Raw genomic sequence first — 23,424 nt, forward strand, 5'->3', positions numbered from 1 at the left:
GACGATTCGACTTGCTCGCGAAAGCGATCTACCAGACGCCACAAAACTCAACGCTTGGCGATGATGTACACCGCATGCACGATCCCGGGGATGTAACCGCACAGCGTCAGCAGAATATTCAGCCAGAACGCCCCAGCGAAACCGACTTGCAGAAACACGCCCAGTGGCGGCAACAGAATGGCGATGATGATGCGAACAAAGTCCATGGGGTCAGCTCCTGATTAAAGTTGGCTCGTGCGAGCCTACAGCTAATCGACCTTTGCCGTTCGTCAGGGTTCAGTGCCATCACGTCCGAGAGTGAAACCTTTCCGGCGAAATCCACAGACAAAAAAACGCCCCACGCCAAAAGAATCAGGCATGGGGCGATGCGTTATACCGCGAGACGGTTCGGGAATTCGCGTAGGGCAGGTCTGATCAGACGGCAATCCCTTTGCGGCACTGCAGTTGCGCAGTGCGCACACGGGAGAAGGCGCGGGCCAGGCGCAGGAGCATTTCGTCGACATTGGCTTTGCTGACGGTCAGGGCCGGGGTAAAGCGCAGGCAATCGGACTGCGGAGCGTTAAGCAGCAAGCCTTCGTACAACGCAGCTTTAACGACGGCGTCAGCCGATTCGTCGGACAAGGTAAGACCCCAGAACAGTCCTTTTCCGCGCAACTCGCCGTGACCATAGCGATGGGATAAACGCTGCAAACCTTCGCTCAGGTGCTGACCGGTTTCCCCGACATGATCGAGAAACCCCTTGTCCTGAACGCTGTCGAGCACCGCCAGACCGGCCGTCGTCAAAAGTGCATTGCCATGATGAGTGCTCCCACAACCATGAGCCCTGGCCGCGCAGGAATATCTGTTTCGGTCGCTCGACACTGGGCATCAGGCACTCGCTGGAAAAATTGTCGCCTTTGGACGGCAAGAAGGTGCCCACCGCCAGGTCATCAAGACTCGGAGGATTGCGCCGCAAATTAAACAGGTTCATCTGATCAAACCTCGTGCGAGGTTTTTTGCCTTACCTATGTAAACACCATCGAAGCAAACGGTATTCATCGCGTTCTGTGGCCCTGTAAGCCTTGTGAATGCGGTTAGACTAGGCCCAGCCAAGGCCTTGAGCCATTTCGATTTCTCAGCATTTTCGATAAGCACACCTTATGGATTTCAAGCAACTGCGTTATTTCGTCGCGGTCTACGAAGAAGGTCATGTGGGCCGGGCTGCCGAGCGGCTTTCAATCTCCCAACCGGCGCTGTCCCAGCAGATCCGCCACCTCGAACAAAACCTCGATGTGAGCCTGTTCGAACGCAGCAGCAAACGTCTGCTGCCAACCCTGGCTGCTCATACTTTGTACAACCATGCCCTGCCCTTGCTGGATGGATTGCAGCGGGCACGGGAAGCCTTGGGCAACTTCAAGGGCCAAGCATTGCGCACGTTGGCCATCGGTGTATTGCAGACCGTCCATACGAGCCTGGTGCCGCAGATGCTCGAACGCGTGCGCAAGGCGCAGCCGCATTTGGTGGTGCAGATCTATGAACTGACGGGGCTGGAAATCGAGCGGCGCTTGCTCAACGGTTCACTGGACATCGGCATCAGCTATCTGCCGCCTCGTCAGCCGGGGTTACACGGCGTGATGCTGTACGAAGACGAACTGACCCTGGTCATCCCGGCGGATCACCCGTTGCGCGAATTCAAGAAAGTCTCGATGAGTCAGGCCGCCGAATTGCCAATGTTGCTGCTGGGTGAAGAGTTTCAAGTGCGGCAGATCTGGCAGGCGCAACTGGCGAATCTGGGACGACGTCCGCAGGTACAGGCAGAACTGAACAACATGGCGGGGATTCTCGACAGCCTGCCGCACACGCGACTGGCGACGGTGCTGCCCGGACGCTCGCAACAGGCACACGGCAATAAGGAACTGTTGTGGAAACCATTGAGCGAGCCGAGGGTGCCGCTGAAAGTTGGATTAGTGTGTCGGGATGTGCAGCGGCAACAGGCCTCGCTGGCCTTACTGCGTACGTTGCTGGAAGAAGTGATGAATGACTCGGATGGGCGTTTGAGCAGCCCGGCAACACTGGATGAAATGAGCTGAGCACTTTTCTGCAGTCAAAAGAAAACCCCGCCGAAGCGGGGTTTTGCAGACTGTTTCCCTGACATCCATTTCACTCCGCCGTCCCGGCAGAATCCTACGTGTCCGTGTTGTTGCTTTGCGCTTCCTGCGCGACGTCCATGTGAAGTAGATTAGCTGTGGATCCAATCTTCATCTATGGGAGAAGAGCAGTACGTCATGTAAGAGAATGCTTACATGACGTTACATTGTCAGAACTGTCCTGCGTCCAGCAGGAACAACGACTCGCTTCCGGCCTTCACCGACGCGCTCAACGAGTGAATACGCGGCAGCAGACGTGCGAAATAGAAGCGCGCCGTGCCCATCTTGCTCGCGTAGAAATCGTCCTGCGCTTCTTTGCCAAAAGCGGCCTTGGCCATCAGTGCCCACATGTACGCATACGACACGTAACCGAATGCGTGCAGATACTCGACCGAGGCAGCACCGATTTCGTTCGGGTTGCTTTTCGCCCGGTCGAGCAGCCATGCGGTCAGTTCGTCGAGGGTGGTCACGGCATCGTTCAGCGGCTTGGTGAACTCGGCCAGATCAGTACTGGCGGTCGCGGTGAAATGACGGATCTCGTCAGCGAACAGGTTGTAGAACGCCCCGCCGGTACCGACGATCTTGCGTCCTACCAGGTCCAGCGCCTGAATGCCGTTGGTGCCTTCGTAGATCTGGGTGATACGCACGTCGCGGACCAATTGCTCCTGGCCCCACTCACGGATGTAACCGTGGCCACCGAAAACCTGCTGCCCGTGAATCGTGGTTTCCAACCCGAGGTCGGTGAGGAACGCCTTGGCCACCGGGGTCAGCAAGGCCACCAAATCTTCCGCGCGTTTGCGGGTGGTCGCGTCTTCGCTGAACTTGGCGGTGTCCAGCTGCATGGCCACGTAGGTCGAGAAAGCACGACCGCCTTCGTTCGACGCTTTCATGGTCAGCAGCATGCGACGCACATCTGGGTGGACGATGATCGGGTCAGCGGCCTTGTCCTTGTTTTGCGCGCCGGTCGGCGAACGGCTTTGCAGGCGGTCGCGGGCGTATTCGACGGCGTTCTGGTACGAGCGCTCGCCGCTGGCCAGGCCCTGAATACCAACACCCAGACGTTCGTAGTTCATCATGGTGAACATCGCGGCCAGGCCTTTGTTCGGCTCACCGACCAGATAACCCACGGCCTCATCGAAGTTCATTACACAGGTCGCGGACGCCTGAATGCCCATCTTGTGTTCGATCGAACCGCAGGTCGCCGGGTTGCGTGCGCCCAGGCTGCCATCGGCGTTGACCATGAACTTGGGCACCAGGAACAACGAAATGCCCTTGGGCCCAGCCGGCGCGTCCGGCAACTTGGCCAGCACCAGATGGATGATGTTCTCGGTCAGGTCATGCTCACCGCCGGTGATGAAGATCTTGGTGCCGCTGACTTTGTAGGAACCGTCAGCCTGAGGTTCCGCCTTGGTGCGGATGATCCCAAGGTCTGTACCGGCATGCGGCTCGGTCAGGCACATGGAACCGGCCCAGACGCCGGCGTACATGTTCGGCAGGTACGCAGCTTTCAGCGCTTCGCTGGCGTGGGCGTTGATCGACAGGCAGGCGCCTGCGGTCAGCATCGGGTACAGACCGAACGACAGGCTGGCGGAGTTGACCATTTCTTCGACCTGCGCCGAAACAGCCTTGGGCATGCCCATGCCGCCGTAGGTCGGATCACCGCCGACACCGACCCAACCGCCTTCAGCATAAGTCTGATAAGCCTGTGGGAAACCTGCCGGCGTGGTGACGGCACCGTCCGCCCAATGGCAACCTTCTTCGTCAGCCGCACGACTCAGGGGCGCGATGCTTTTGCTGGTGACCTTGCCGGCTTCTTCAAGAATGGCTTCGACCGTTTCAGCATCGACAGTCTCGGCCAGCGCAGGTAGTTCGGCCCACAGTTTGGCGACCTCGAAAACTTCGTTGAGGACGAAGCGCATATCGCGCAGGGGCGCTTTGTAGTCAGCCATGGCAAACCTCGCAAGATCTAAACTGGTGATTCGTAGGAATGGTTTTTTCGTTGGGTCCGAGTGTAACCCAACAACTTTTGCGACACATAGGGTCAGACAATGACCGTTTTGTAATTTTTAGTCACAGACTTACCAGTCATAAAAAAGCCCGCAACAAGGCGGGCTCCTTTGTTACTGGTTTAAAAGATTAAAGCGCAAATAACTCCGCCGGCAGCTTCATCAGACAATCGCTCCCGGCCTCGATGGCCGCCCGATGAGCGGCGGTGCGCGGCAACAATCGCTTGAAGTAAAACTCGCTGGTCGCCAGTTTTGCCTGGCAGTAAGCGGCATCGCCACTGCCCGAATCGAGCTGCGCCTGAGCGACCAACGCCATACGCAGCCACATATAGCCAAGGATGATGTAACCGCTGTACATCAGGTAATCCACCGAAGCCGCGCCGACTTCATCCGGATTTTTCATCGCCGCCATCCCGACCTTGGTGGTCACCTCTCCCCATTGCTGATTCAGGTCGTTGAGCTGCGCCACGTAGCTGGCGAGTTGCGGATGTCCAGCGTTTGCCGTACAGAACTTGTGGACGATTTTGGTGAAGCCGCGCAACAATTTCCCTTGGCTGCCGAGGACTTTTCTTCCGAGCAAGTCCAGCGCCTGAATGCCGTTGGTGCCTTCGTAGATCGGTGCGATCCGGCAGTCGCGTACCAGCTGCTCCATGCCCCACTCGCGGATAAAACCGTGACCACCGAACACCTGCATGCCGTGGTTGGTCACTTCCAGTCCGGTATCGGTCATGAAGGCTTTGCAGATCGGCGTGAGGAACGCCAACAGGTCTTCGGCATCCTGACGCGCTGTTTCATCCGGACTCAGATGCGCCACGTCCAGCAACTGCGCGGTGAAATAAGTCAGCGCCCGATTGCCTTCGTTGAAGGCCTTCATGGTCAGTAACATCCTGCGCACATCAGGATGAACAATGATCGGATCGGCGGCTTTTTCCGGTGCTTTCGGGCCGGTCAGCGCACGCATCTGCAGACGGTCGTTGGCGTACTTGATCGCACCCTGAAAACTCGCCTCGCCGAGACACAAACCCTGCATGCCGGTGCCCAGCCGTGCGTGGTTCATCATGGTGAACATGCAGTTCAGGCCCTTGTTCGGCTCACCGATCAAGAAGCCCTTGGCCTCATCGAAATTCAGCACGCAGGTGGCCGAGGCCTTGATGCCCATTTTGTGTTCGATCGAGCCACAGGAAACGCCATTTCGTTCGCCCGCCTCACCCTCCTCATTGGGTAGGAATTTGGGAACGATAAACAGCGAAATGCCCTTGGTGCCTGCCGGAGCGTCCGGCAGTTTGGCAAGCACCAGGTGAATGATGTTTTCACTCATGTCGTGCTCGCCGGCAGAGATGAAGATCTTGCTGCCAGAGATCGCATAGCTGCCGTCGGGCGCAGGCACGGCGCGGGTTTTGATGATGCCCAGGTCAGTGCCGCAATGGGCTTCGGTCAGGCACATGGTGCCGGTCCATTGGCCTGCGGTGAGCTTGCTCAGGTACGTCTGTTTCTGTTCTTCGGTGCCATGGGCGTGGATTGCCGACATCGCGCCGTGAGTCAGACCGGGGTACATGCCCCAGGAGGTGTTGCTGGAGCCGACCATTTCGCTGATGACCAGCCCTAGTGAACTCGGTAAACCCTGGCCACCGTAAACCGGATCAGCCGCCAGACCATGCCAGCCGCCTTCAACGTACTGTGCGAAGGCCTGCTTGAAGCCTGTAGGCGTAGTCACCACGCCATTGTCGAAATGGCAGCCTTCTTCGTCGCCGCTGCGGTTCAGCGGTGCGAGAACGTTCTCACAGAATTTCGCACCTTCTTCGAGGATCGCATTGACCATGTCCGGGCTGGCATCGGTGGCGCCCAGCGCGGCGTAGTTGCTGTGAAAATCGAAGACATGGTCGATCAGAAAGCGCATGTCGCGCAGGGGAGCTTTGTACTCAGGCATGGTCATTTCTCCGGCAGCAGATTCCCCAAACCTACTGCCGCGCAACCGGCCTCACAATCACAGTCCAGACGCTGAATGCGCCATCATCACTCAATCAGTAGCGGCGTCCATGCGCACCGCGCCACGACGGTTTTGACCGAAAGCCACGACACAGTTTCGACCGGCACCTTTGGCACTGTAGAGCGCCTCGTCCGCGGACTTGAGCACTTTTTCGGGGGTGCGCTGCTCCAAGCGTTCGGCGACGCCGATGCTGACGGTGACCGACACACTTGAGGCGCCCGAGCCTGCGCGACGTTGACGACCTTGCTGGTCGTCCTGAGGACGGCTGTCTTGATTGCGCAGCTGAATGTTGTAGGTGGCGATGGATTCCCGGATGACTTCCAGGTGCGGCATGCACTCTTCGAGAGTCTTGCCTGCGAACACCAGGGCGAATTCTTCACCACCGTAGCGATACGCCCTACCGCCACCACCGATTTTCGACAGCTTGCTGGCGACCAGTCGCAGCACCTGGTCGCCGACATCGTGACCATGGGTGTCATTGAATTTCTTGAAGTGATCGACGTCGCTCATCGCCAGCACGTAATTGCGGCCGAGCCGCTGCATGCGTTCGTTCAGCGCACGACGTCCCGGCAAACCGGTGAGTTCGTCGCGGAACGCCATCTGATATGCCTCGTGCGCCACGGCGGCCGCGATCATCAACATGACCTGGCTGCACATGATGTTCAGGGTAAACGGCAGGATGAAGGTTTTCGGCAACATCCAGAACAAGCCGAGCAAACCGACCAACTGCGCCGCATGCAGCGGTCGCGGGTTGCGCCAGTACTGCCAGGCGAGCAGCACGAAAGAGGCGATGAACACCGGATACGACAGCTGGATCAGACTCATCCACGCGCCATGCAGTGCCGGCCAGCGAATTTCCGAGAGCCACATCAACAGCGCTTGTGGATAACTTTGTTCGAGACCGAGCGCGACACTACCGAACGCCAGCAACACAGCGAACCGCGCCACCATGTCTTGAAACAAATGAGTGCGTTCCTGCCACGCGGCGAAGATGCCGAACAGCAGTGGCAACAGCAGGCAACACAAATGGAACACCACGGCTGCGTCTTCACGAACCTTGCCGTTATCGCGGTAAAAGTCGGTCTGGGTGTCGAGCAAAAAGTAGGCGATGTACACCGTGACCATCAGGAACAGCTCGCGCTGTCGCCGATAAACCGCACAATACGACCCGCCAAGCAGCAGGACCAAGGTCGGCAGGACGTTGAACAATGACGTGAAGAATACGTTGAGATCTTTGACGTAGGCCGCGGCAAGCCCCGCCAGTAACAGGACCAGCGGCGGCAGGAAATGGTTGATATGAACAGCAGAAGAACGCGGCAAGGGGTTGAGCTCCGGCCCGGGCAAATCAAAGATGGCATTGTGCCTTCGCTAGGCGCAATTAAGCACACGCAATGTGATCTGCATCACAGCGCACCCTCTATAACGGCAGGAATTCAGTTTTTCTGAGCGATTTGCCAGGTATTTCAGAAAAAAAGTGGCTGATAGCCAGTAGGTCGATCAACCATGGCTTTCTTACAGATTTTGGATCGCCGGAACAGGAAAGCCTTCAGAGCTTGGCGCTTGGCAACACCACGCTTCTAGCAATATGCGCGCCACTTACAACTGTCATTTGTGACAGTATCGGCCGGTGTTTTAACGGCGTTTAATTCCTGCACCACTCACCGGAGCCCGACCACCCCTTTCGGGATAGGAGAGTGTGGTCCGAACCTGACAGGAGTGACACGTATGGAAGACCTAATTATCGAGGCAGTCAGCATTACTTCACTTGCTCTGATTGGTGATGCGATACCCAGGCTGCGACCGCTGAGCGTGGTGGAAGCCATACCCAATTCCGGTGGCTTGATTCCCCTGACGGCGACGGCACGTGACCTGCGTATTGGCATCCCTGCATTGCCACAGCCCGGTCCCGCCGGGTCGCGCCCCATTATCCGGATATACGCAGAGTTACCGTCTCCGGGTGAGTATGAAATCGTTGCCCACCATCAAATGGCGGCGTATCCCGCCGGGGATTTCGAGGTGCTTGTACCGCGCCGCAAGGTAGGCAGTGAAGGCGAGTATCGGCTCACGTACGTTCTGGATGACGGCGACAATTTACTGAGCGCCACCGCCAGCACCCGGTTGCTGATTCAGAAGACTGCACCTTTTGGCTACCTGACCATTACACCGCCACGCCCGCTGCTACCGCTCAACCTCGACACTGCGCTGATCACCGAGGCTTATCTGCTCGCCAACGACCCCGTCATGTTCCGGATGCCACCGCACCCCGAAATCGATAACCAGATTGCCCTGCGCTACGTGCCCTACTACGGCAATACGGATAGCCACATGCAGGTTTCTTACGCTGTTCCACCGGTGATTACGCTGCCCGACACTCCAGCTGACCGATTTATCCCCGTACCAGCGGCAGTTATTCGCGCCCGAGGCAATGGCGTACAGCAACTGACCTACCGTTGCCTGGACAGGGCCGGCAATCGCGCTCGAGACTCATTGATCCTTGAAGTCAGGGTCGCGCTTCAAATAGCGCCTTCAAATATTCCCGTGCCGCGGGTGACGCAGGCTATTGCGCCAGACAACACGGTGACCCTGGCTGACATCACCCCAGCCGGGATGGAGGTGTGGCTGGACAGTGTCAACGGTTTGCAGATTGGCGACTCCATCACGGTGATCGTCGGTACGCTGGCGGCGGTGACTGTTGTGTATGCGGGGCAGTCGTTGCCGATGCGGTTGGTGGTACCTGTGGCACGCGTGCAAGCCGCTGTTCCGGGAGCCACCACCAATGATACGCCGGCCTCCGTCAGGTTCAGGATCACCAGTGGCGGGGTAAACTTCGACGGGTTGGTCGCCAGGAATCTGATCTTCAATCTGTCGAGCTTCATGCAGTTGATGCCGCCAGTGGTGAGAAACCTGAACAACGGCAATCTCACCTGCAACTCCCCGCAACCCAGCGACCTGCCCTATTCCAACCGTTTCATTGAGGTGTTTATCCCTCCCTCGGCGCTCTTGCGGGCCAATGCGACGGTTACTGTGAACTGTGCACTCAGTCGACAGGACGATGGCTCGACGCTGATCAATCCGCCAGTCACCGTCTCTGCCTTGCTGTCAGCCGACGCTGCGACGCTGGGTCAGACCTTGAATGTGCCGTATCCATTGACCATGGGCCTGATTGGCAGAGGGGTAATGTACGTCTTCCATACAACGCTCAATGCGGCCGGGCAACCGATTCGGTCAGCCCCGGTGGCTATACCGGTCAGGGGTATTTTGCCGGGGAACTTCTATTGCGACGGCACGCCTTTTATCCCGACGCCTTGATGGATGCTGCAGCGTTGCGCGTCTGGCGCCCATAAAAAAACCGCCGCTCCCAAAAGAAGCGGCGGTTTATTGAAGAGCGGCGTGAGGCTTAGTAACCCAGCGCGAAGTCTTCTTCTTTCATGTCCATCAGATTGTTAGCGCCCGACAGCATGGTGACAACGTGAGTGCGGGTACGCGGCAGGATGCGCTGGAAGTAGAAGCGCGCAGTCTGCAGCTTGGCGGTGTAGAACGCCGTTTCGGTGGTGCCGGCAGCCAGTTTCTCGGCAGCCAGACGCGCCATGTCAGCCCAGAAGTAAGCCAGGCAAGCGTAACCGGAGTACATCAGGTAATCCACCGACGCCGCACCAACTTCTTCGCGGTCTTTCATGGCAGCCATACCGACCTTCATGGTCAGCTCGCCCCACTCTTTGTTCAGCGCAGCCAATGGCTCGACGAACTCTTTGACCGCTTCGTTGCCTTCGTTGGTCTGGCAGAACTTGTGGACGATCTTGGTGAAGCTTTTCAGGGCTTCGCCTTGGGTCATCAGCACTTTACGGCCCAGCAGATCGAGTGCCTGGATACCGGTGGTGCCTTCGTACAGCATCGAAATACGGCTGTCGCGAACGTTCTGCTCCATGCCCCACTCGGCGATGAAGCCGTGGCCGCCGTAGATTTGCACGCCGTGGTTGGCGGATTCGAAGCCGACTTCCGTCATGAAAGCTTTGGCGATTGGAGTCATGAACGCCAGCAGTGCGTCGGCCTTCTTCTTCTCTTCTTCGTCCACGCCGTATTTCACGATGTCGACTTGCTTGGCGGTGAAGTAAACCATCGCACGGTTACCTTCGGCGAAGGCCTTCATGGTCAACAGCATGCGACGTACGTCAGGGTGAACGATGATCGGGTCAGCGGCTTTTTCCGGCGCTTTCGGGCCAGTCAGGGAGCGCATTTGCAGACGATCGCGAGCGTATTTCAGGCCGCCCTGGAAGCCGATTTCGGCGTGAGCCAGACCTTGCAGCGCAGTACCCAGACGGGCGGTGTTCATAAAGGTGAACATGCAGTTCAGGCCTTTGTTCGCCGGGCCGATCAGGAAGCCGGTGGCCGCGTCGAAGTTCATCACGCAAGTGGCGTTGCCGTGGATGCCCATCTTGTGTTCCAGGGAACCACAGGTCACAGCATTGCGTGCGCCGACCGAACCGTCTTCGTTCGGCATGAACTTGGGAACGATGAACAGCGAAATGCCTTTGGTGCCAGCCGGTGCATCCGGCAGACGTGCCAGCACGATGTGGACGATGTTGTCGGCCATGTCGTGTTCACCGGCCGAGATGAAGATCTTGGTGCCGGATACTTTGTAGGTACCGTCGGCCTGAGGTTCAGCCTTGGTGCGCAGCATGCCCAGGTCGGTGCCGCAGTGCGGTTCGGTCAGGCACATGGTGCCGGTCCATTCGCCGGAAACCAGCTTGGTCAGGTAAGCCTCTTGCTGCTCAGGCGTGCCGTGCTCGGAAATGGTGTTCATCGCGCCATGGGACAGGCCTGGGTACATGCCCCACGACCAGTTGGCTTCGCCAACCATTTCGCTGACAGCCAGACCCAGAGATTCCGGCAGGCCTTGGCCGCCGTGCTCTACGTCGTGAGCCAGGCTTGGCCAGCCGCCTTCGACGAATTGTTTGTAGGCTTCTTTGAAGCCCGTCGGGGTTTTAACGCCGGACTCGCTCCAGGTGCAGCCTTCGGTGTCACCCACGCGGTTCAGCGGAGCCAGCACCTGCTCACAAAACTTGGCGCCTTCTTCGAGAATGGCGTCAACCATGTCTGGAGTTGCGTCTGCACAAGCCGGAAGGCTCTGATAGTGCGCTTCGTAGCCGAGCAGTTCGTCACGAACGAAGCGAATATCACGCAAGGGGGCCTTGTAGTCAGGCATAGCGATAAACCTCTGCTGATGTAACCGGGAATGAACGACCGCGTTGTTTTGTTGTGGCGGTCAAACAGTTGTTTGAAACATACGTTTACGCCTAAATCTTGTCAAGCGCCGATCTTTTGCCGTTCGTCATCACCCGAGGCAAATACCAGATCCACAGCAGCCCAACACCGTCGCCTGAGCAATGCGCGGTGGAGGAAAGATTAGTTGAGGGAGAAGGATTCACGCAGAAAAACGCCGCGAATAGTCGCGGCGTTGAGGGGGCGGGTTCAGCGAGGGTTCAAGCGTAGGTATCAATCAGCGTACCGAGCACTTCGTCGGATGCCTTGGCGACTTTGACACCCAGTTCAACCTGAAATTTGCCCTGGGACATCTCGACCATATTGCTGGCCAGGTCCGACTGCTGACTGCGATCTACCGAGCGCAGACGATCAACCTGAGCCTCGGAGGACTGGCTGGTCACCGAACGCTCGATCGTCGTGTTGGCGATCTGGCCAGAGGCCTGATCGACACGGTTCTGCCCTGTCTGAATAGTGCTCAGACCGGCATAAAAAGCGGTGTTTCCTGAGATTTCCATGGGAGAACTCGTCCTACAAAGGATCAACAGCGGCCATTGAACCAGACCCACTGACAAAAGGCCCGACAAAAACACTAATGGCACAGTGCCTTGTCATAGTTAAAACCCCTGCCAGAAAACTCAGTCCAGTAGATCCAGTTGCAGATGCTCCGCCACCGCTTCAGCCGTCACCAATTTGAGTTTCGGCACACGCCCCAGACACGGTGCCGGGATCCGCTCAGCGAGTGTCGCAAGGTTTTCTTCCAGACGCGAAGTCTTCGGATCGATGATATTGGCCACCCACCCCGCCAACTGCAAACCGTCCTGAGCAATCGCCTCGGCCGTCAGCAGCGCATGGTTGATGCAACCCAGACGCACGCCCACCACCAGGATCACCGGCAGATCCAGCGCCATCGCCAGGTCCGACAAATTGTCCTGACCTGCCAAAGGCACCCGCCAGCCGCCAGCACCTTCGATTAAGGTGAAATCCGCCTGCATCTCGAGAATTTCCCGCATGGGCGTCAACAGTGATTGCACCGTTAATGCCACGCCGGCCTCCCGCGCTGCCAGATGCGGTGCGATCGGTGGTTCGAACGCCACAGGGTTGACCTGTGCATAAGTCAAAGGCACTGAGCACTCCGCCAGCAACGCCAACGCATCGGCATTGCGCAAGCCCTTGGGCGTCACATCGCATCCGGAGGCGACCGGCTTGCCCGCCGCCGTGCTTAAACCGGCCGACCGCGCAGCATACAGTAAACCTGCGGCAATGGTGGTCTTGCCGACATCAGTGTCAGTGCCGGTGATGAAATAGGCTGCGCTCATAAGGGTTTCTCCAAAACGGCGTAGACCACTTGATAAGTCGCCGGCAATCCTTCGGCCTGACGAAACTGCTCATAAGCCTCGATCAATCCGAGGATCCGCGCCCTGCCGGTCAAACCACCCGGCCGACCGGGGTTCAGGTTGTGTGCACCCAGCGCCTTCAGCTCATGGGTCAGGCTGCGCACATCCGGGTAATGCAACACGTGCGGTCGGGTTTCCAGACTCACGACGCTCAACCCACTGTCCGCGCAAAGCTGTTGATAAACCCCGAACTCGCGGAAGCGATTGACGTGCACCATGCCATCCACCTGACGCCAGCTGTCACGCAGCTCTAACAGTGTGCCCACGCACAGACTAGCAAACGCGAAAATTCCGCCAGGTTTTAATACGCGATTGGCTTCACTGAGCACCGAAGCGAAGTCCGCGCACCACTGCACCGCCAGGCTGGAGAAGATCAGATCGCAGGTCGAATCCTGCAAGGGCAACCGCTCGGCATCGCCAGCGATGAAATGCGTTGCACCACCCAACGGCCGGGCGTGATTGAGCATGCCTTCGGCGATGTCCAGTGCCAGTCCGTGACTTGCAGGAAATCGCTCGCCCAATGCACGGCTGAAATGCCCGGTGCCGCAGCCCAGATCCAGCCACACACCCGGAACGAAGTCCTCCGGCAAACGACTCGACAATTCACTGCCAACATCGCGCTGAAATTCGGCCACGCTGTCGTAGCTGGCCGCCGCACGGGAAAAAGATGCCGCCACCTGGCGTTTGTCGGGCAAACCGCCGGGCAGGTTGGGAAGGGATAAATCAGTCATCACCGGACTCATGCAAAAAGGCCTGAATCGCCCCCGCCACACCGTGGGGATCTTCCAGAAGAAACGCGTGACTGGCCTGCTCGATCAGACCAATTTCAACATCCGGCAGCAATGTCAGCAGGTCGCCCGACGCTTCGGCTGGAACCAGTCCATCGAGGCCGGCGAACAAGTGCAGTTGCGGGCCGCGAAACGCCTGCAAAGCCTGGCGGGTATCCAGTTGTGCGAGCAACTCCAGGCCGCTCATCAGCACCTCTGCCGAAGTGTGTGGCGCGCCACCGAGCAACAGCCGAGACAACCCGCGCGGGTCTTCGGCACCCTGAGCGCAGAGCAGCGAGAAACGTTTCAACGTCATGCGCGGATCAGCCTTGCAGCCGGCCAGAAACGCATCGAAGGTTTCGGCAGGCATCGCGCTTGGCCATTGCTCATGGGCGACAAAAGAAGGATTGCTCGCCAGCGTCAGCAAGCCGCAGCAGCGATCGCCGCGCCGGGCCGCCAACGCTGAAGCGAGCATGCCGCCCAGCGACCAGCCGCCGAGCCAGGCGTCCTGAGGCAACGTCGAGTCCAGCTCATCAAGCCACTCTTCAAGATCGCTCGATTCCAGTTCCGGCAACGGCTCGATCTCGACCCGCAAGTGTTCATCCAGTCCTTGTAACGCCGCCGCCAAGGGCTCCAGTGGAGAAATTCCGAGGCCCCAGCCGGGCAGCAGAATCAGACGATTACGCATGGCTTGGCTCCGGTCCCAGTTGTTGAAAACAATCGGCCAGTCCATTTAACAATAGCTGTACCTGCGCCTCGCTGTGCGCGGCAGTCAGGGTCACACGCAGTCGGGCGCTGCCGGCGGGCACGGTCGGTGGACGGATCGCAGTGACCATCAGACCGCGCTCACGCAGCATCTGCGACAGTCGAACCGCGCGCCCGGCATCGCCGATCATGATCGGCTGGATCGGCGTGAAGCTGTCCATCAACTCCAGGCCGATCTGTTCGGCACCGTGGCGGAATTGGGCAATGAGCGTCTTCAGATGCTCACGACGCCAGTGTTCAGTGCGCAGCAATTCGAGGCTTTTCAGCGTCGCGCAGGCCAGCGCCGGCGGCTGGCTGGTGGTGTAAATGTAGGGACGGGCGAACTGGATCAGGCTCTCGATCAGCTCCTCGCTGCCGGCGACAAAAGCCCCGGCCGTACCGAATGCCTTGCCGAGAGTGCCGACCAAAACCGGCACATCTTCCTGACTCAGACCGAAATGCTCGACGATCCCTCCACCATTGGCGCCCAGCGGACCAAAGCCGTGAGCGTCATCGACCATCAACCATGCACCTTTGGCCTTGGCTTCCCGAGCCAACGCTGGCAGGTCGGCGATATCGCCGTCCATGCTGAACACACCGTCGGTGACCACCAGGGTATTGCCGGTCGCCTTCTCAAGACGCTTGGCCAGACTCGCCGCGTCGTTGTGCAGATAGCGATTGAAGCGCGCACCGGACAACAGACCTGCATCCAGCAGGGACGCGTGATTGAGCCGGTCTTCCAGCACCGTATCGCCCTGCCCGACCAGCGCAGTGACCGCGCCAAGGTTGGCCATGTAACCGGTGGTGAACAACAGCGCGCGCGGGCGACCGGTGAAATCGGCCAGGGCCTCTTCCAGCGCATGATGCGGGCTGCTGTGCCCAATGACCAAATGCGACGCCCCGCCGCCGACGCCCCAACGGGCCGCACCGGTGCGCCAGGCCTCGATCACTTGCGGGTGATTGGCCAGGCCCAGATAGTCGTTGTTACAGAACGCCAGCAACGGCTGACCATCGACCACCACTTCCGGGCCTTGAGGGCTTTCGAGCAATGGGCGTTGGCGGTAGAGATTTTCGGCACGACGGGCAGCAAGGCGCGCGCTGAGATCGAAAGACATGCAGGCCTCGCGAGTGGGAAATTGGCACGAGCCTCTGTAGGAGCTGCCGCAGGCTGCGATCTTTTGATTTTGCCCTTAAAAAAAAGATCAAAAGATCGCAGCCTGCGGCAGCTCCTACAGGGAATCGATAGGGCGATTAAACAGCCGCGTTATAGAACTGCTCGCTGCTCTTCTGCTCAACCAGCGCTTGTTCGATCGCGGCCTGATGCACTTCGTCAGCGTGCTCTTCACGCGCTTCTGGCAGGATCCCTAAGCGCCCGAACAGTTGCATGTCCTTGTCGGCCTGCGGGTTGGCGGTGGTCAGCAGCTTATCGCCGTAGAAAATCGAGTTCGCGCCGGCGAAGAACGCCAGGGCCTGCATCTGCTCGTTCATCGCTTCGCGGCCGGCGGACAGGCGCACGTGGGATTGCGGCATCAGGATACGTGCGACAGCCAGCATGCGGATGAAGTCGAACGGGTCGATATCGTCGGCATTTTCCAGCGGCGTTCCGGCGACTTTCACCAGCATGTTGATCGGCACCGACTCCGGGTGCTCCGGCAGGTTAGCCAGCTGGATCAGCAGATTGGCGCGATCATCAAGCGACTCGCCCATGCCGAGAATGCCGCCGGAGCAGATCTTCATCCCGGACTCACGCACGTAGGCCAGCGTTTGCAGGCGCTCGCTGTAAGTGCGGGTGGTGATGATGCTGCCGTAGAACTCAGGCGAGGTATCCAGGTTGTGGTTGTAGTAGTCGAGACCGGCGTCAGCCAGAGCGACGGTCTGGTCCTGATCAAGGCGACCGAGGGTCATGCAGGTTTCCAGGCCCATGGCTTTCACGCCTTTGACCATTTCCAGCACGTAAGGCATGTCTTTGGCCGACGGATGTTTCCACGCCGCACCCATGCAGAAACGGGTCGAACCGATGGCCTTGGCGCGAGCGGCCTCTTCGAGGACCTTCTGCACTTCCATCAGTTTTTCTTTTTCCAGGCCGGTGTTGTAGTGACCGGACTGCGGACAATATTTGCAATCTTCCGGGCAGGCACCGGTTTTGATCGACAGCAGCGTCGACACCTGGACCCGATTGGCGTCGAAATGCGCGCGGTGCACCGTCTGCGCCTGGAACAACAGGTCATTGAATGGCTGAACGAAGAGTGCTTTGACTTCGGCCAAAGACCAGTCATGACGCAGGGTTGCAGTGGTGCTGGCGCTCATGGGCGTTTCCTTTGTTTTATGCTTGGCAAGCGACTGGGGAATGGAATACCCACAGACGCGACACGGATGTTCGGCATATTTAAGGAAGACTCATGCGCTGTCAACCACGATACGAAGGACCGGTTTACATCTGGTTAAAAAACGACCAATTCTGTTTGCTCTGTTCAGAACCCGCCGATGAATGCACACCCATCTGCATGGCCTGTGAAACAGAGTTGCCCTGGCTTGGCGATCAATGCCAAACCTGCGCCCTGCCGTTGCCCACCGCTGGCCTGACCTGCGGCCAATGCCTGAAACAACCGCCAGCCTTTGAACGGGTCGCTACGCCCTGGACTTACAGCTTTCCGGTGGACACGTTGATCACACGCTTCAAACACTCTGCGAAGTGGCCGTTTGGTCTCCTGCTCGCCGAACTTCTCGCTCAGTTTCTGCAACATCGCTTCGATGAAGACCTGAATCGACCCGACGCGCTAATCCCGGTTCCGCTGGCCTCCAAACGACTGCGTAAACGGGGTTTCAACCAGGCCGCGATGCTCGCCCGCTGGCTCAGCACCAGCCTCGACATTCCGTGCGATGAAACGCTGTTGCTGAGGATTCAGGACACCAGCGCCCAACAGGACCTGAATGCCGAGGCCCGCAAAAAGAACCTGCGCAACGCCTTCGCTCTGACACCCGATGCGTGCATCAAGGGTCGTCATTTAGCATTGGTGGACGATGTGTTGACCACCGGCGCCACGGCGCAAGCCTTGGCTCGTCTGTTGATGGACGCCGGCGCCGCGCGGGTGGACGTCTATTGTCTGGCTCGCACACCCAAGCCCGGCGATGCGGTTTAACCCCAGGGAACAAAACCTGTGGGAGCGGGCTCGCTCCGGGCGGTATTCCGACGAAGACGGACTGACATTCAACAGAGATGTCGACTGAACTGACACCTTCGCGAGCAAGCCCGCTCCCACACTGGACAGTGTTACACCTGACTTGACTCCCGGGCCCCAAGCCGCCAACGTCGGTCCCATCGCCACAGCCCAAAGCGTCTTGCCATGTCCTTGCCTACATTGTTGTCCCAGCACATTGTCCGTCGTCCGCAGCGCATCGCGTTGCTGCAACACATCGCCGAACAAGGCTCGATTACCCGCGCCGCGAAAAGCGCGGGGCTGAGTTACAAAGCAGCCTGGGACGCCATCGACGAGCTGAACAACCTTGCGCAAAAACCGTTGGTGGAGCGCAGTGTCGGCGGCAAGGGCGGCGGCGGCGCCAAACTCTCCAGCGAAGGCGAGCGTGTATTGCGCCTGTATCAAAAGCTGCAAGCCTTGCAGGCTCAGGTGCTGGAAGCCGCCGAAGATGCCAGCGATCTCGACCTGCTCGGCCGACTGATGCTCAGAACCAGCGCGCGCAATCAACTGCATGGCAAGGTTGTGGCGATTGATACCCAAGGGCACAACGACCGAATTCGTCTCGAGCTGGCCGAAGGCTTGAGCATCGATGCGCAGATCACTCACGACAGCACCCTGCGTCTGGACCTCGAAACCGGCACCGAAGTGGTCGCACTGATCAAGGCCGGCTGGCTGGAGTTGCTGGGCATCGATCAAGTGGCAACACCCGGCAATAATTGCCTGAAGGGCATCATCGAAGAAATTCTCGACGCCGAGGACGGCCCCAGTGAAGTTCGAATCGGCCTGCCCAACGGCCAGACACTCTGCGCGCTGGCCGAACCGCTGCACTTGAGAACCCTCGGTTTGACGACGGACAAACCGGTGCTGGTGCAGTTCGCGCCATCCAACGTTTTACTCGGTACACCGCTTTGAAACACAAGTGTCATTAACGCTCATTAAGGTGACTGCAAAAACCCGCAGGGAGCCTGATGTGAGCCTATTAGAAGACAACCAATCCACCGACCTCGAGAACATGGTCGGCCTCAGCCGCCGAGGCTTCATCAGCGCTGGCGCCCTTTGCGGTGCAGCGATGTTCATGGGCGGCAACCTGCTGAGCCGCAGCGTGCTGGCCGCCAGCGTCAACGCCGGCTCCAGCAAACTGTTGGGTTTTGACAGTATTCCCGCCGCCACCAGCGACGCCATTACTCTACCGCCAGGCTATAAATCTTCGGTATTGATCAGTTGGGGCCAACCCCTGCAGAAGAACGGCCCGGTGTTCGACCCGAGTGGCAACGGCACGGCCGAGCATCAAGAACTCCAGTTCGGCGACAACAACGACGGCATGAGCCTGTTCGAGTTTCCCGGTGACAACAACCGGGCGCTGATGGCGATCAACAACGAATACACCAACTATCGCTACCTCTACGCCCACGGCGGCATGCCGCAATCGGCTGCTGACGTGCGCAAGGCATTGGCCTGTGAAGGCGTGTCGGTGATCGAAGTGCAGCGCAAGAACGGCCAGTGGGATTTCGTCCAGGGCTCGCGCTACAACCGGCGCATTCACGGCAACGCGCCGATCAACCTGAGCGGTCCGGCCGCCGGCCACGCGCTGCTGAAAACCAGTGCCGACCCTCACGGCAAGAACGTCCTTGGCACCTTCCAGAACTGCGCCAACGGCAAGACGCCGTGGGGCACGTATCTGACCTGCGAAGAAAACTTCACTGACTGCTTCGGCAGCAGCAATGCCGAGCAAAAATTCGACGCCGCGCAGAAACGCTACGGCGCAGTGGCGGCCAGCAAAGAGATCAACTGGCACCCACACGACGAGCGCTTCGACCTGGCGAAAAACCCCAACGAGCTCAACCGTCACGGTTGGGTCGTGGAAATCGACCCGTTCGACCCGCAATCGACGCCAGTCAAACGCACCGCGTTGGGCCGCTTCAAACATGAAAACGCCGCCCTGGCCGAAACCAGTGATGGTCACGCCGTGGTGTACATGGGCGATGATGAGCGCGGCGAGTTCATCTACAAATTCGTCAGTCGCGACAAGATCAACCACAAGAACCCCAAGGCCAACCGCGACCTGCTGGACCACGGCACCTTGTACGTGGCGCGCTTCGACGCGGGCGACGGCAATGCCGATCATCCGAAAGGCCAAGGCGAATGGATCGAACTGACCCACGGTAAAAACGGCATCGACGCCAGCAGCGGTTTCGCCGATCAGGCCGAAGTGTTGATTCACGCCCGCCTCGCCGCAAGTGTGGTGAAGGCCACGCGCATGGACCGCCCGGAATGGATCGTCGTCAGCCCCAAGGATGGCCAGGTCTATTGCACGCTGACCAACAACGCCAAGCGTGGCGAGGATGGCCAGCCGGTGGGCGGACCGAACCCGCGCGAGAAAAACGTCTACGGGCAGATTCTGCGCTGGCGCACTGACCGGGACGATCACGGCTCGAAAAGCTTTGCCTGGGACCTGTTCGTGGTCGCCGGCAATCCGGGCGTCCACGCGGGCACGCCGAAGGGCGGTTCGTCGAACATCACACCGCAAAACATGTTCAACAGCCCGGACGGCTTGGGTTTCGACAAGGCTGGGCGGTTGTGGATTCTCACCGATGGCGATTCGAGCAATGCCGGTGATTTCGCGGGCATGGGCAACAATCAGATGCTGTGTGCCGACCCGGTAACCGGGGAGATTCGTCGTTTCATGGTCGGGCCAGTGGGCTGCGAGGTGACGGGGATCAGCTTCTCGCCGGATCAGAAGACCTTGTTTGTCGGGATTCAGCATCCGGGGGAGAACGGCGGGTCGACGTTCCCTGAGCATCTGCCCAATGGCAAACCGCGGTCTTCGGTGATGGCAATTTCCCGTGAAGACGGTGGGGTCGTCGGCGCCTGATTGGCCGCCATCGCGAGCAAGCTCGCTCCCACACTGGATCGTTGGCGTTCACACTATTTGTGACACACAGGAGATCCAGTGTGGGAGCGGGCTTGCTCGCGAATGCGTCAGCCCAGACAACACTTACCTCAAGCCCACCCCCTAAAGAAGCCCCGTCTGCGCTACCATGCTTGGCCGGACGCGGCAGCCTGCCGCGCGCAGGAGTCAGCATGGCCCACCCGTTTGCAACCCTCACCCCAGACCTCGTGCTCGATGCCGTCGAAAGCATCGGCTTTCTCAGCGACGCGCGCATTCTGGCGCTCAACAGCTACGAGAACCGTGTCTATCAGGTCGGTATCGAAGACTCCGAACCGCTGATCGCCAAGTTCTACCGTCCGCAGCGCTGGACCAACGAAGCAATTCTCGAAGAGCACCAATTCACCTTCGAACTCGCCGAGTGCGACGTGCCGGTGGTCGCGCCGATGATTCACAACGGTGCCAGCCTGCACGAACACAACGGTTTCCGATTCACCTTGTTCCCCCGCCGTGGCGGCCGTGCGCCGGAGCCGGGCAATCTCGATCAGCTGTATCGCCTGGGGCAACTGCTCGGTCGCCTGCACGCCGTCGGCACTACAAAACCGTTCGAACACCGTGAAGCGCTGGGCGTGAAGAACTTCGGTCATGACTCGCTGACGACATTGCTCGAGGGCAATTTCGTACCCAAAAGCCTGCTGCCGGCCTACGAGTCCGTGGCCCGCGACCTGCTCAAGCGTGTGGAAGAGGTCTACAACGTTACGCCGCACAAGAACATCCGCATGCACGGCGACTGCCATCCCGGCAACATGATGTGCCGCGACGAGATGTTCCACATCGTCGACCTGGACGACTGCCGCATGGGCCCGGCGGTGCAGGACATCTGGATGATGCTGGCGGGTGATCGTCAGGAATGTCTCGGTCAGTTGTCGGAATTGATGGACGGCTACAGCGAGTTCCACGACTTCGATCCGCGGGAACTGGCGTTGATCGAACCGCTGCGCGCCTTGCGCCTGATGCACTACAGCGCCTGGCTCGCCCGCCGCTGGGACGACCCGGCGTTCCCGCACAGTTTTCCGTGGTTCGGTACGGAGCGGTATTGGGGCGATCAGGTGTTGGCGTTGCGTGAACAGTTGGCTGCGCTCAACGAAGAGCCATTGAAGCTCTTCTGACGAACACAGATCCCCTGTGGGAGCGGGCTTGCTCGCGAAGGCGGTCTGGCAGTCGACATCAATGTTGAATGTTGCACCGTCTTCGCGAGCAAGCCCGCTCCCACATTGGTCCGCGACCATTCCTGCAAATCTCCTTACAATCCCCTCTTTGTTAGCTGCCTAAGCAAGGATTCTGCATGCAAGCCGCCAACCCGCGTCGCGGGTACATCCTGGGCCTGAGTGCCTACATCATCTGGGGACTTTTCCCGCTCTACTTCAAAGCCATCGCCAGCGTGCCCGCCGTGGAGATCATCATCCACCGAGTGCTCTGGTCCGCGCTGTTCGGCACCTTGCTGCTGATGGTGTGGAAACATCCGGGCTGGTGGCGCGAGTTGCGTGATAACCCGAAACGCCTGGCGGTCCTGGCCCTGAGCGGCACGCTGATCGCAGCCAACTGGCTGACCTACGTTTGGTCGGTGAACAACGGGCGCATGCTCGAAGCCAGTCTCGGTTACTACATCAACCCGCTGGTGAACGTGCTGTTGGGCATGCTGATCCTTGGCGAACGGCTACGGCGCATGCAATGGCTGGCGGTTGGCCTGGCGGCGGTCGGCGTCGCGCAACAGGTCTGGCAAGTCGGCAGTCTGCCGTGGGTGTCATTGGTGTTGGCGCTGACCTTCGGTTTCTACGGACTGATCCGTAAGCAGGCACCGGTCAAGGCGCTGCCGGGTCTGGTGGTGGAAACCTGGATGCTGGTGCCGATTGCCATTGCCTGGCTGCTTTTCAATCAGACGGCCACAAGCGCTCAGCCCGAGTTCTGGACCACATCCGAAGCCTGGTGGCTGGTGGCCGCCGGTCCGGTGACGCTGGTGCCGCTGGTGTGTTTCAACGCCGCTGCGCGGCATTTGCCCTACACCACGCTGGGATTCCTCCAGTACCTGGCGCCAACGCTGGTGCTGTTGCAGGCCGTTCTGCTGTTTGGCGAACATTTGTCGTCGAGCACACTGGTAGCGTTCATCTTTATCTGGGCGGGCCTGGCGGTTTACAGCATCGACGCGTGGATAAGTCTGCGTCGCCGCAGCTGATCAAAAAACGCACAAACCTCTGCAGGCCACGGCTACCGTGGCCTGCATCAATCCTTCCCAAGGTTATCCACAACGTGATCCCCGGCGTTTGTGCGCAAGTCCCTGAAACTGCTGATTTTTTGATCAAATCCTGAAGAACCCCGAACGACGTGGCCTGGCGGGCTGTCTCTACAGGTTATCCACAGGCAGGTGCACGTATAACTTGGATAACCTGCTCAGGGTTCACTGCGCAGCACCAATTCGACCATCAAATCATCCGCCAGGGTTTCCAGCCGCGATTGCAGCACGTCCAGGGACAACGTCAGCGGCACTGCCAGAATTGCTTCCGCGTGAAACAAAGGCTCGCTGCTCATCGGCGCCGGACGTACTTCGGTCACCAGACGCTCCAGGTTCACCCCCTGCTCACTCAGCAGACGCGTGATGTCGCGTACGATCCCCGGGCGGTCATTGCCCACCAATTCCATGGCTATCGGTTTCCAGGTGCAGGATTGCTCGATGCCGCTTTCGGCAATCAGCACGCGAATGCCATGGGCGGACAACGCCTGTAGGGCATCGACCAATTCGTGGTAGGCCTCGGCCGGCACGCCCACACGAAGAATCCCGGCGAACTGCCCGGCCATGCGTGACATGCGGCTCTCCAGCCAGTTGCCGCCATGCTCGGCGATGCATTGGGCAATGCGCTCGACCTGCCCTGGCTTGTCCGGAGCGAAAACAGTGAGTACGAGGTGGTCCATGGCGCAGCCCTCTTGTCATGACTTTTGTTATAGAAGACCAAGTATAGGCAAGGGACCGGAATCGTCTCGGCGTCTCAGAAAACCAAA

At 59.1% G+C, this 23,424-nt stretch carries 19 protein-coding genes and 1 pseudogene; 7 read left to right on the forward strand and 13 right to left on the reverse strand.

What is annotated here, in order from left to right; all coding sequences use genetic code 11:
- Window positions 1–47 precede the first annotated feature (47 nt).
- Window positions 48–206, reverse strand: a complete 159-nt coding sequence (locus ACMXYH_RS29750) for a YqaE/Pmp3 family membrane protein (protein WP_129440621.1) — start codon at window positions 204–206, stop codon at window positions 48–50.
- Window positions 207–414: 208 nt separating this feature from the next.
- A pseudogene (locus tag ACMXYH_RS29755) lies at window positions 415–810 on the reverse strand (aminotransferase class III-fold pyridoxal phosphate-dependent enzyme); the annotation flags it as partial.
- Between the two features lie 329 nt (window positions 811–1,139).
- Between ACMXYH_RS29755 and ACMXYH_RS29760 the strand changes: the two are divergent.
- Window positions 1,140–2,069 carry a LysR family transcriptional regulator gene (locus tag ACMXYH_RS29760; protein WP_134420480.1) on the forward strand — a complete coding sequence of 310 codons (930 nt, stop codon included), beginning with the start codon at window positions 1,140–1,142 and terminating at the stop codon, window positions 2,067–2,069.
- 227 nt (window positions 2,070–2,296) lie between these two features.
- On the opposite strand, the gene ACMXYH_RS29765 is transcribed toward ACMXYH_RS29760, so the two are convergent.
- The 3 genes from ACMXYH_RS29765 to ACMXYH_RS29775 form a co-directional block, all read right to left on the reverse strand.
- On the reverse strand, window positions 2,297–4,075 hold the full coding sequence (locus ACMXYH_RS29765) for an acyl-CoA dehydrogenase C-terminal domain-containing protein (RefSeq protein WP_415765748.1): 1,779 nt from the start codon (window positions 4,073–4,075) through the stop codon (window positions 2,297–2,299).
- 187 nt (window positions 4,076–4,262) lie between these two features.
- Entirely contained in the window at window positions 4,263–6,059 is a 1,797-nt protein-coding gene (locus ACMXYH_RS29770) for an acyl-CoA dehydrogenase C-terminal domain-containing protein (RefSeq protein WP_415765749.1), read from the reverse strand.
- A gap of 90 nt (window positions 6,060–6,149) precedes the next feature.
- Window positions 6,150–7,439 carry a GGDEF domain-containing protein gene (locus tag ACMXYH_RS29775; protein ID WP_415765750.1) on the reverse strand — a complete coding sequence of 430 codons (1,290 nt, stop codon included), beginning with the start codon at window positions 7,437–7,439 and terminating at the stop codon, window positions 6,150–6,152.
- Between the two features lie 405 nt (window positions 7,440–7,844).
- Between ACMXYH_RS29775 and ACMXYH_RS29780 the strand changes: the two genes are divergently transcribed.
- Window positions 7,845–9,428, forward strand: coding sequence for a hypothetical protein (locus ACMXYH_RS29780; protein WP_415765751.1), 1,584 nt, complete (start codon window positions 7,845–7,847; stop codon window positions 9,426–9,428).
- A gap of 88 nt (window positions 9,429–9,516) precedes the next feature.
- Here ACMXYH_RS29780 and ACMXYH_RS29785 read toward each other — a convergent pair whose 3' ends face one another.
- The 7 genes from ACMXYH_RS29785 to bioB all read right to left on the reverse strand — a co-directional run bounded on the left by ACMXYH_RS29785 (window position 9,517) and on the right by bioB (window position 16,593).
- Complete coding sequence (locus ACMXYH_RS29785) at window positions 9,517–11,322, reverse strand: phenylacyl-CoA dehydrogenase (protein ID WP_415765752.1); 1,806 nt, start codon at window positions 11,320–11,322, stop codon at window positions 9,517–9,519.
- Between the two features lie 277 nt (window positions 11,323–11,599).
- The gene (locus ACMXYH_RS29790; protein ID WP_129440603.1) at window positions 11,600–11,896 is read right to left on the reverse strand and encodes a pyrroloquinoline quinone biosynthesis protein PqqE; all 297 of its coding nucleotides are present in this window, start codon (window positions 11,894–11,896) and stop codon (window positions 11,600–11,602) included.
- Between the two features lie 120 nt (window positions 11,897–12,016).
- Window positions 12,017–12,697, reverse strand: coding sequence for a dethiobiotin synthase (gene bioD / locus ACMXYH_RS29795; protein WP_415765753.1), 681 nt, complete (start codon window positions 12,695–12,697; stop codon window positions 12,017–12,019).
- Complete coding sequence (gene bioC / locus ACMXYH_RS29800) at window positions 12,694–13,506, reverse strand: malonyl-ACP O-methyltransferase BioC (protein WP_415765755.1); 813 nt, start codon at window positions 13,504–13,506, stop codon at window positions 12,694–12,696. The genes bioD and bioC overlap by 4 nt, the downstream gene beginning before the upstream one ends.
- Window positions 13,499–14,230 (reverse strand): alpha/beta fold hydrolase, encoded by a 732-nt coding sequence (locus ACMXYH_RS29805; protein ID WP_415765756.1) that lies wholly within the window; start codon window positions 14,228–14,230, stop codon window positions 13,499–13,501. Before ACMXYH_RS29805 ends, bioC begins: the two co-directional genes overlap by 8 nt.
- Window positions 14,223–15,401 (reverse strand): 8-amino-7-oxononanoate synthase, encoded by a 1,179-nt coding sequence (bioF, locus tag ACMXYH_RS29810; protein ID WP_415765757.1) that lies wholly within the window; start codon window positions 15,399–15,401, stop codon window positions 14,223–14,225. The genes ACMXYH_RS29805 and bioF overlap by 8 nt, the downstream gene beginning before the upstream one ends.
- A 136-nt stretch (window positions 15,402–15,537) precedes the next feature.
- A complete protein-coding gene (bioB, locus tag ACMXYH_RS29815; RefSeq protein WP_129440595.1) occupies window positions 15,538–16,593 on the reverse strand; it encodes a biotin synthase BioB in 1,056 nt (351 codons plus the stop codon).
- Window positions 16,594–16,685: 92 nt separating this feature from the next.
- Here bioB and ACMXYH_RS29820 point away from each other — a divergent pair, with 92 nt between their 5' ends.
- The 5 genes from ACMXYH_RS29820 (at window position 16,686) to rarD (ending at window position 22,603) form a co-directional block, all read left to right on the forward strand.
- Complete coding sequence (locus ACMXYH_RS29820; protein ID WP_415765758.1) at window positions 16,686–17,426, forward strand: ComF family protein; 741 nt, start codon at window positions 16,686–16,688, stop codon at window positions 17,424–17,426.
- Between the two features lie 204 nt (window positions 17,427–17,630).
- Window positions 17,631–18,395 (forward strand): TOBE domain-containing protein, encoded by a 765-nt coding sequence (locus ACMXYH_RS29825; RefSeq protein WP_134420502.1) that lies wholly within the window; start codon window positions 17,631–17,633, stop codon window positions 18,393–18,395.
- A gap of 58 nt (window positions 18,396–18,453) precedes the next feature.
- Window positions 18,454–20,355: a PhoX family protein gene (locus ACMXYH_RS29830; protein ID WP_415765759.1), complete on the forward strand. Its 1,902-nt coding sequence runs from the start codon at window positions 18,454–18,456 to the stop codon at window positions 20,353–20,355.
- Between the two features lie 209 nt (window positions 20,356–20,564).
- A complete protein-coding gene (locus tag ACMXYH_RS29835; RefSeq protein ID WP_129440587.1) occupies window positions 20,565–21,539 on the forward strand; it encodes a serine/threonine protein kinase in 975 nt (324 codons plus the stop codon).
- A gap of 176 nt (window positions 21,540–21,715) precedes the next feature.
- Window positions 21,716–22,603, forward strand: coding sequence for an EamA family transporter RarD (gene rarD, locus ACMXYH_RS29840; RefSeq protein WP_134420506.1), 888 nt, complete (start codon window positions 21,716–21,718; stop codon window positions 22,601–22,603).
- A gap of 215 nt (window positions 22,604–22,818) precedes the next feature.
- On the opposite strand, the gene ACMXYH_RS29845 is transcribed toward rarD, so the two are convergent.
- Window positions 22,819–23,337, reverse strand: coding sequence for a glycine cleavage system protein R (locus ACMXYH_RS29845; protein ID WP_415765760.1), 519 nt, complete (start codon window positions 23,335–23,337; stop codon window positions 22,819–22,821).
- Window positions 23,338–23,424: the final 87 nt, after the last annotated feature.

It is taken from the genome of Pseudomonas frigoris, assembly GCF_047758635.1.
GTDB lineage: Bacteria > Pseudomonadota > Gammaproteobacteria > Pseudomonadales > Pseudomonadaceae > Aquipseudomonas > Aquipseudomonas frigoris.

Excerpts from the sequence above, each read along its gene's own strand:
- ACMXYH_RS29780 (WP_415765751.1), top strand. The coding sequence starts at position 7,845 with ATGGAAGACCTAATTATCGAGGCAGTCAGCATTACTTCACTTGCTCTG.
- ACMXYH_RS29805 (WP_415765756.1), bottom strand. The coding sequence starts at position 14,230 with ATGCGTAATCGTCTGATTCTGCTGCCCGGCTGGGGCCTCGGAATTTCT.
- ACMXYH_RS29835 (WP_129440587.1), top strand. The coding sequence starts at position 20,565 with ATGGCCCACCCGTTTGCAACCCTCACCCCAGACCTCGTGCTCGATGCC.
- rarD (WP_134420506.1), top strand. The coding sequence starts at position 21,716 with ATGCAAGCCGCCAACCCGCGTCGCGGGTACATCCTGGGCCTGAGTGCC.
- bioB (WP_129440595.1), bottom strand. The coding sequence starts at position 16,593 with ATGAGCGCCAGCACCACTGCAACCCTGCGTCATGACTGGTCTTTGGCC.
- ACMXYH_RS29820 (WP_415765758.1), top strand. The coding sequence starts at position 16,686 with ATGCGCTGTCAACCACGATACGAAGGACCGGTTTACATCTGGTTAAAA.
- bioD (WP_415765753.1), bottom strand. The coding sequence starts at position 12,697 with ATGAGCGCAGCCTATTTCATCACCGGCACTGACACTGATGTCGGCAAG.
- bioC (WP_415765755.1), bottom strand. The coding sequence starts at position 13,506 with ATGACTGATTTATCCCTTCCCAACCTGCCCGGCGGTTTGCCCGACAAA.
- ACMXYH_RS29765 (WP_415765748.1), bottom strand. The coding sequence starts at position 4,075 with ATGGCTGACTACAAAGCGCCCCTGCGCGATATGCGCTTCGTCCTCAAC.
- ACMXYH_RS29770 (WP_415765749.1), bottom strand. The coding sequence starts at position 6,059 with ATGCCTGAGTACAAAGCTCCCCTGCGCGACATGCGCTTTCTGATCGAC.
- ACMXYH_RS29760 (WP_134420480.1), top strand. The coding sequence starts at position 1,140 with ATGGATTTCAAGCAACTGCGTTATTTCGTCGCGGTCTACGAAGAAGGT.
- ACMXYH_RS29845 (WP_415765760.1), bottom strand. The coding sequence starts at position 23,337 with ATGGACCACCTCGTACTCACTGTTTTCGCTCCGGACAAGCCAGGGCAG.
- bioF (WP_415765757.1), bottom strand. The coding sequence starts at position 15,401 with ATGTCTTTCGATCTCAGCGCGCGCCTTGCTGCCCGTCGTGCCGAAAAT.
- ACMXYH_RS29790 (WP_129440603.1), bottom strand. The coding sequence starts at position 11,896 with ATGGAAATCTCAGGAAACACCGCTTTTTATGCCGGTCTGAGCACTATT.
- ACMXYH_RS29825 (WP_134420502.1), top strand. The coding sequence starts at position 17,631 with ATGTCCTTGCCTACATTGTTGTCCCAGCACATTGTCCGTCGTCCGCAG.
- ACMXYH_RS29750 (WP_129440621.1), bottom strand. The coding sequence starts at position 206 with ATGGACTTTGTTCGCATCATCATCGCCATTCTGTTGCCGCCACTGGGC.
- ACMXYH_RS29785 (WP_415765752.1), bottom strand. The coding sequence starts at position 11,322 with ATGCCTGACTACAAGGCCCCCTTGCGTGATATTCGCTTCGTTCGTGAC.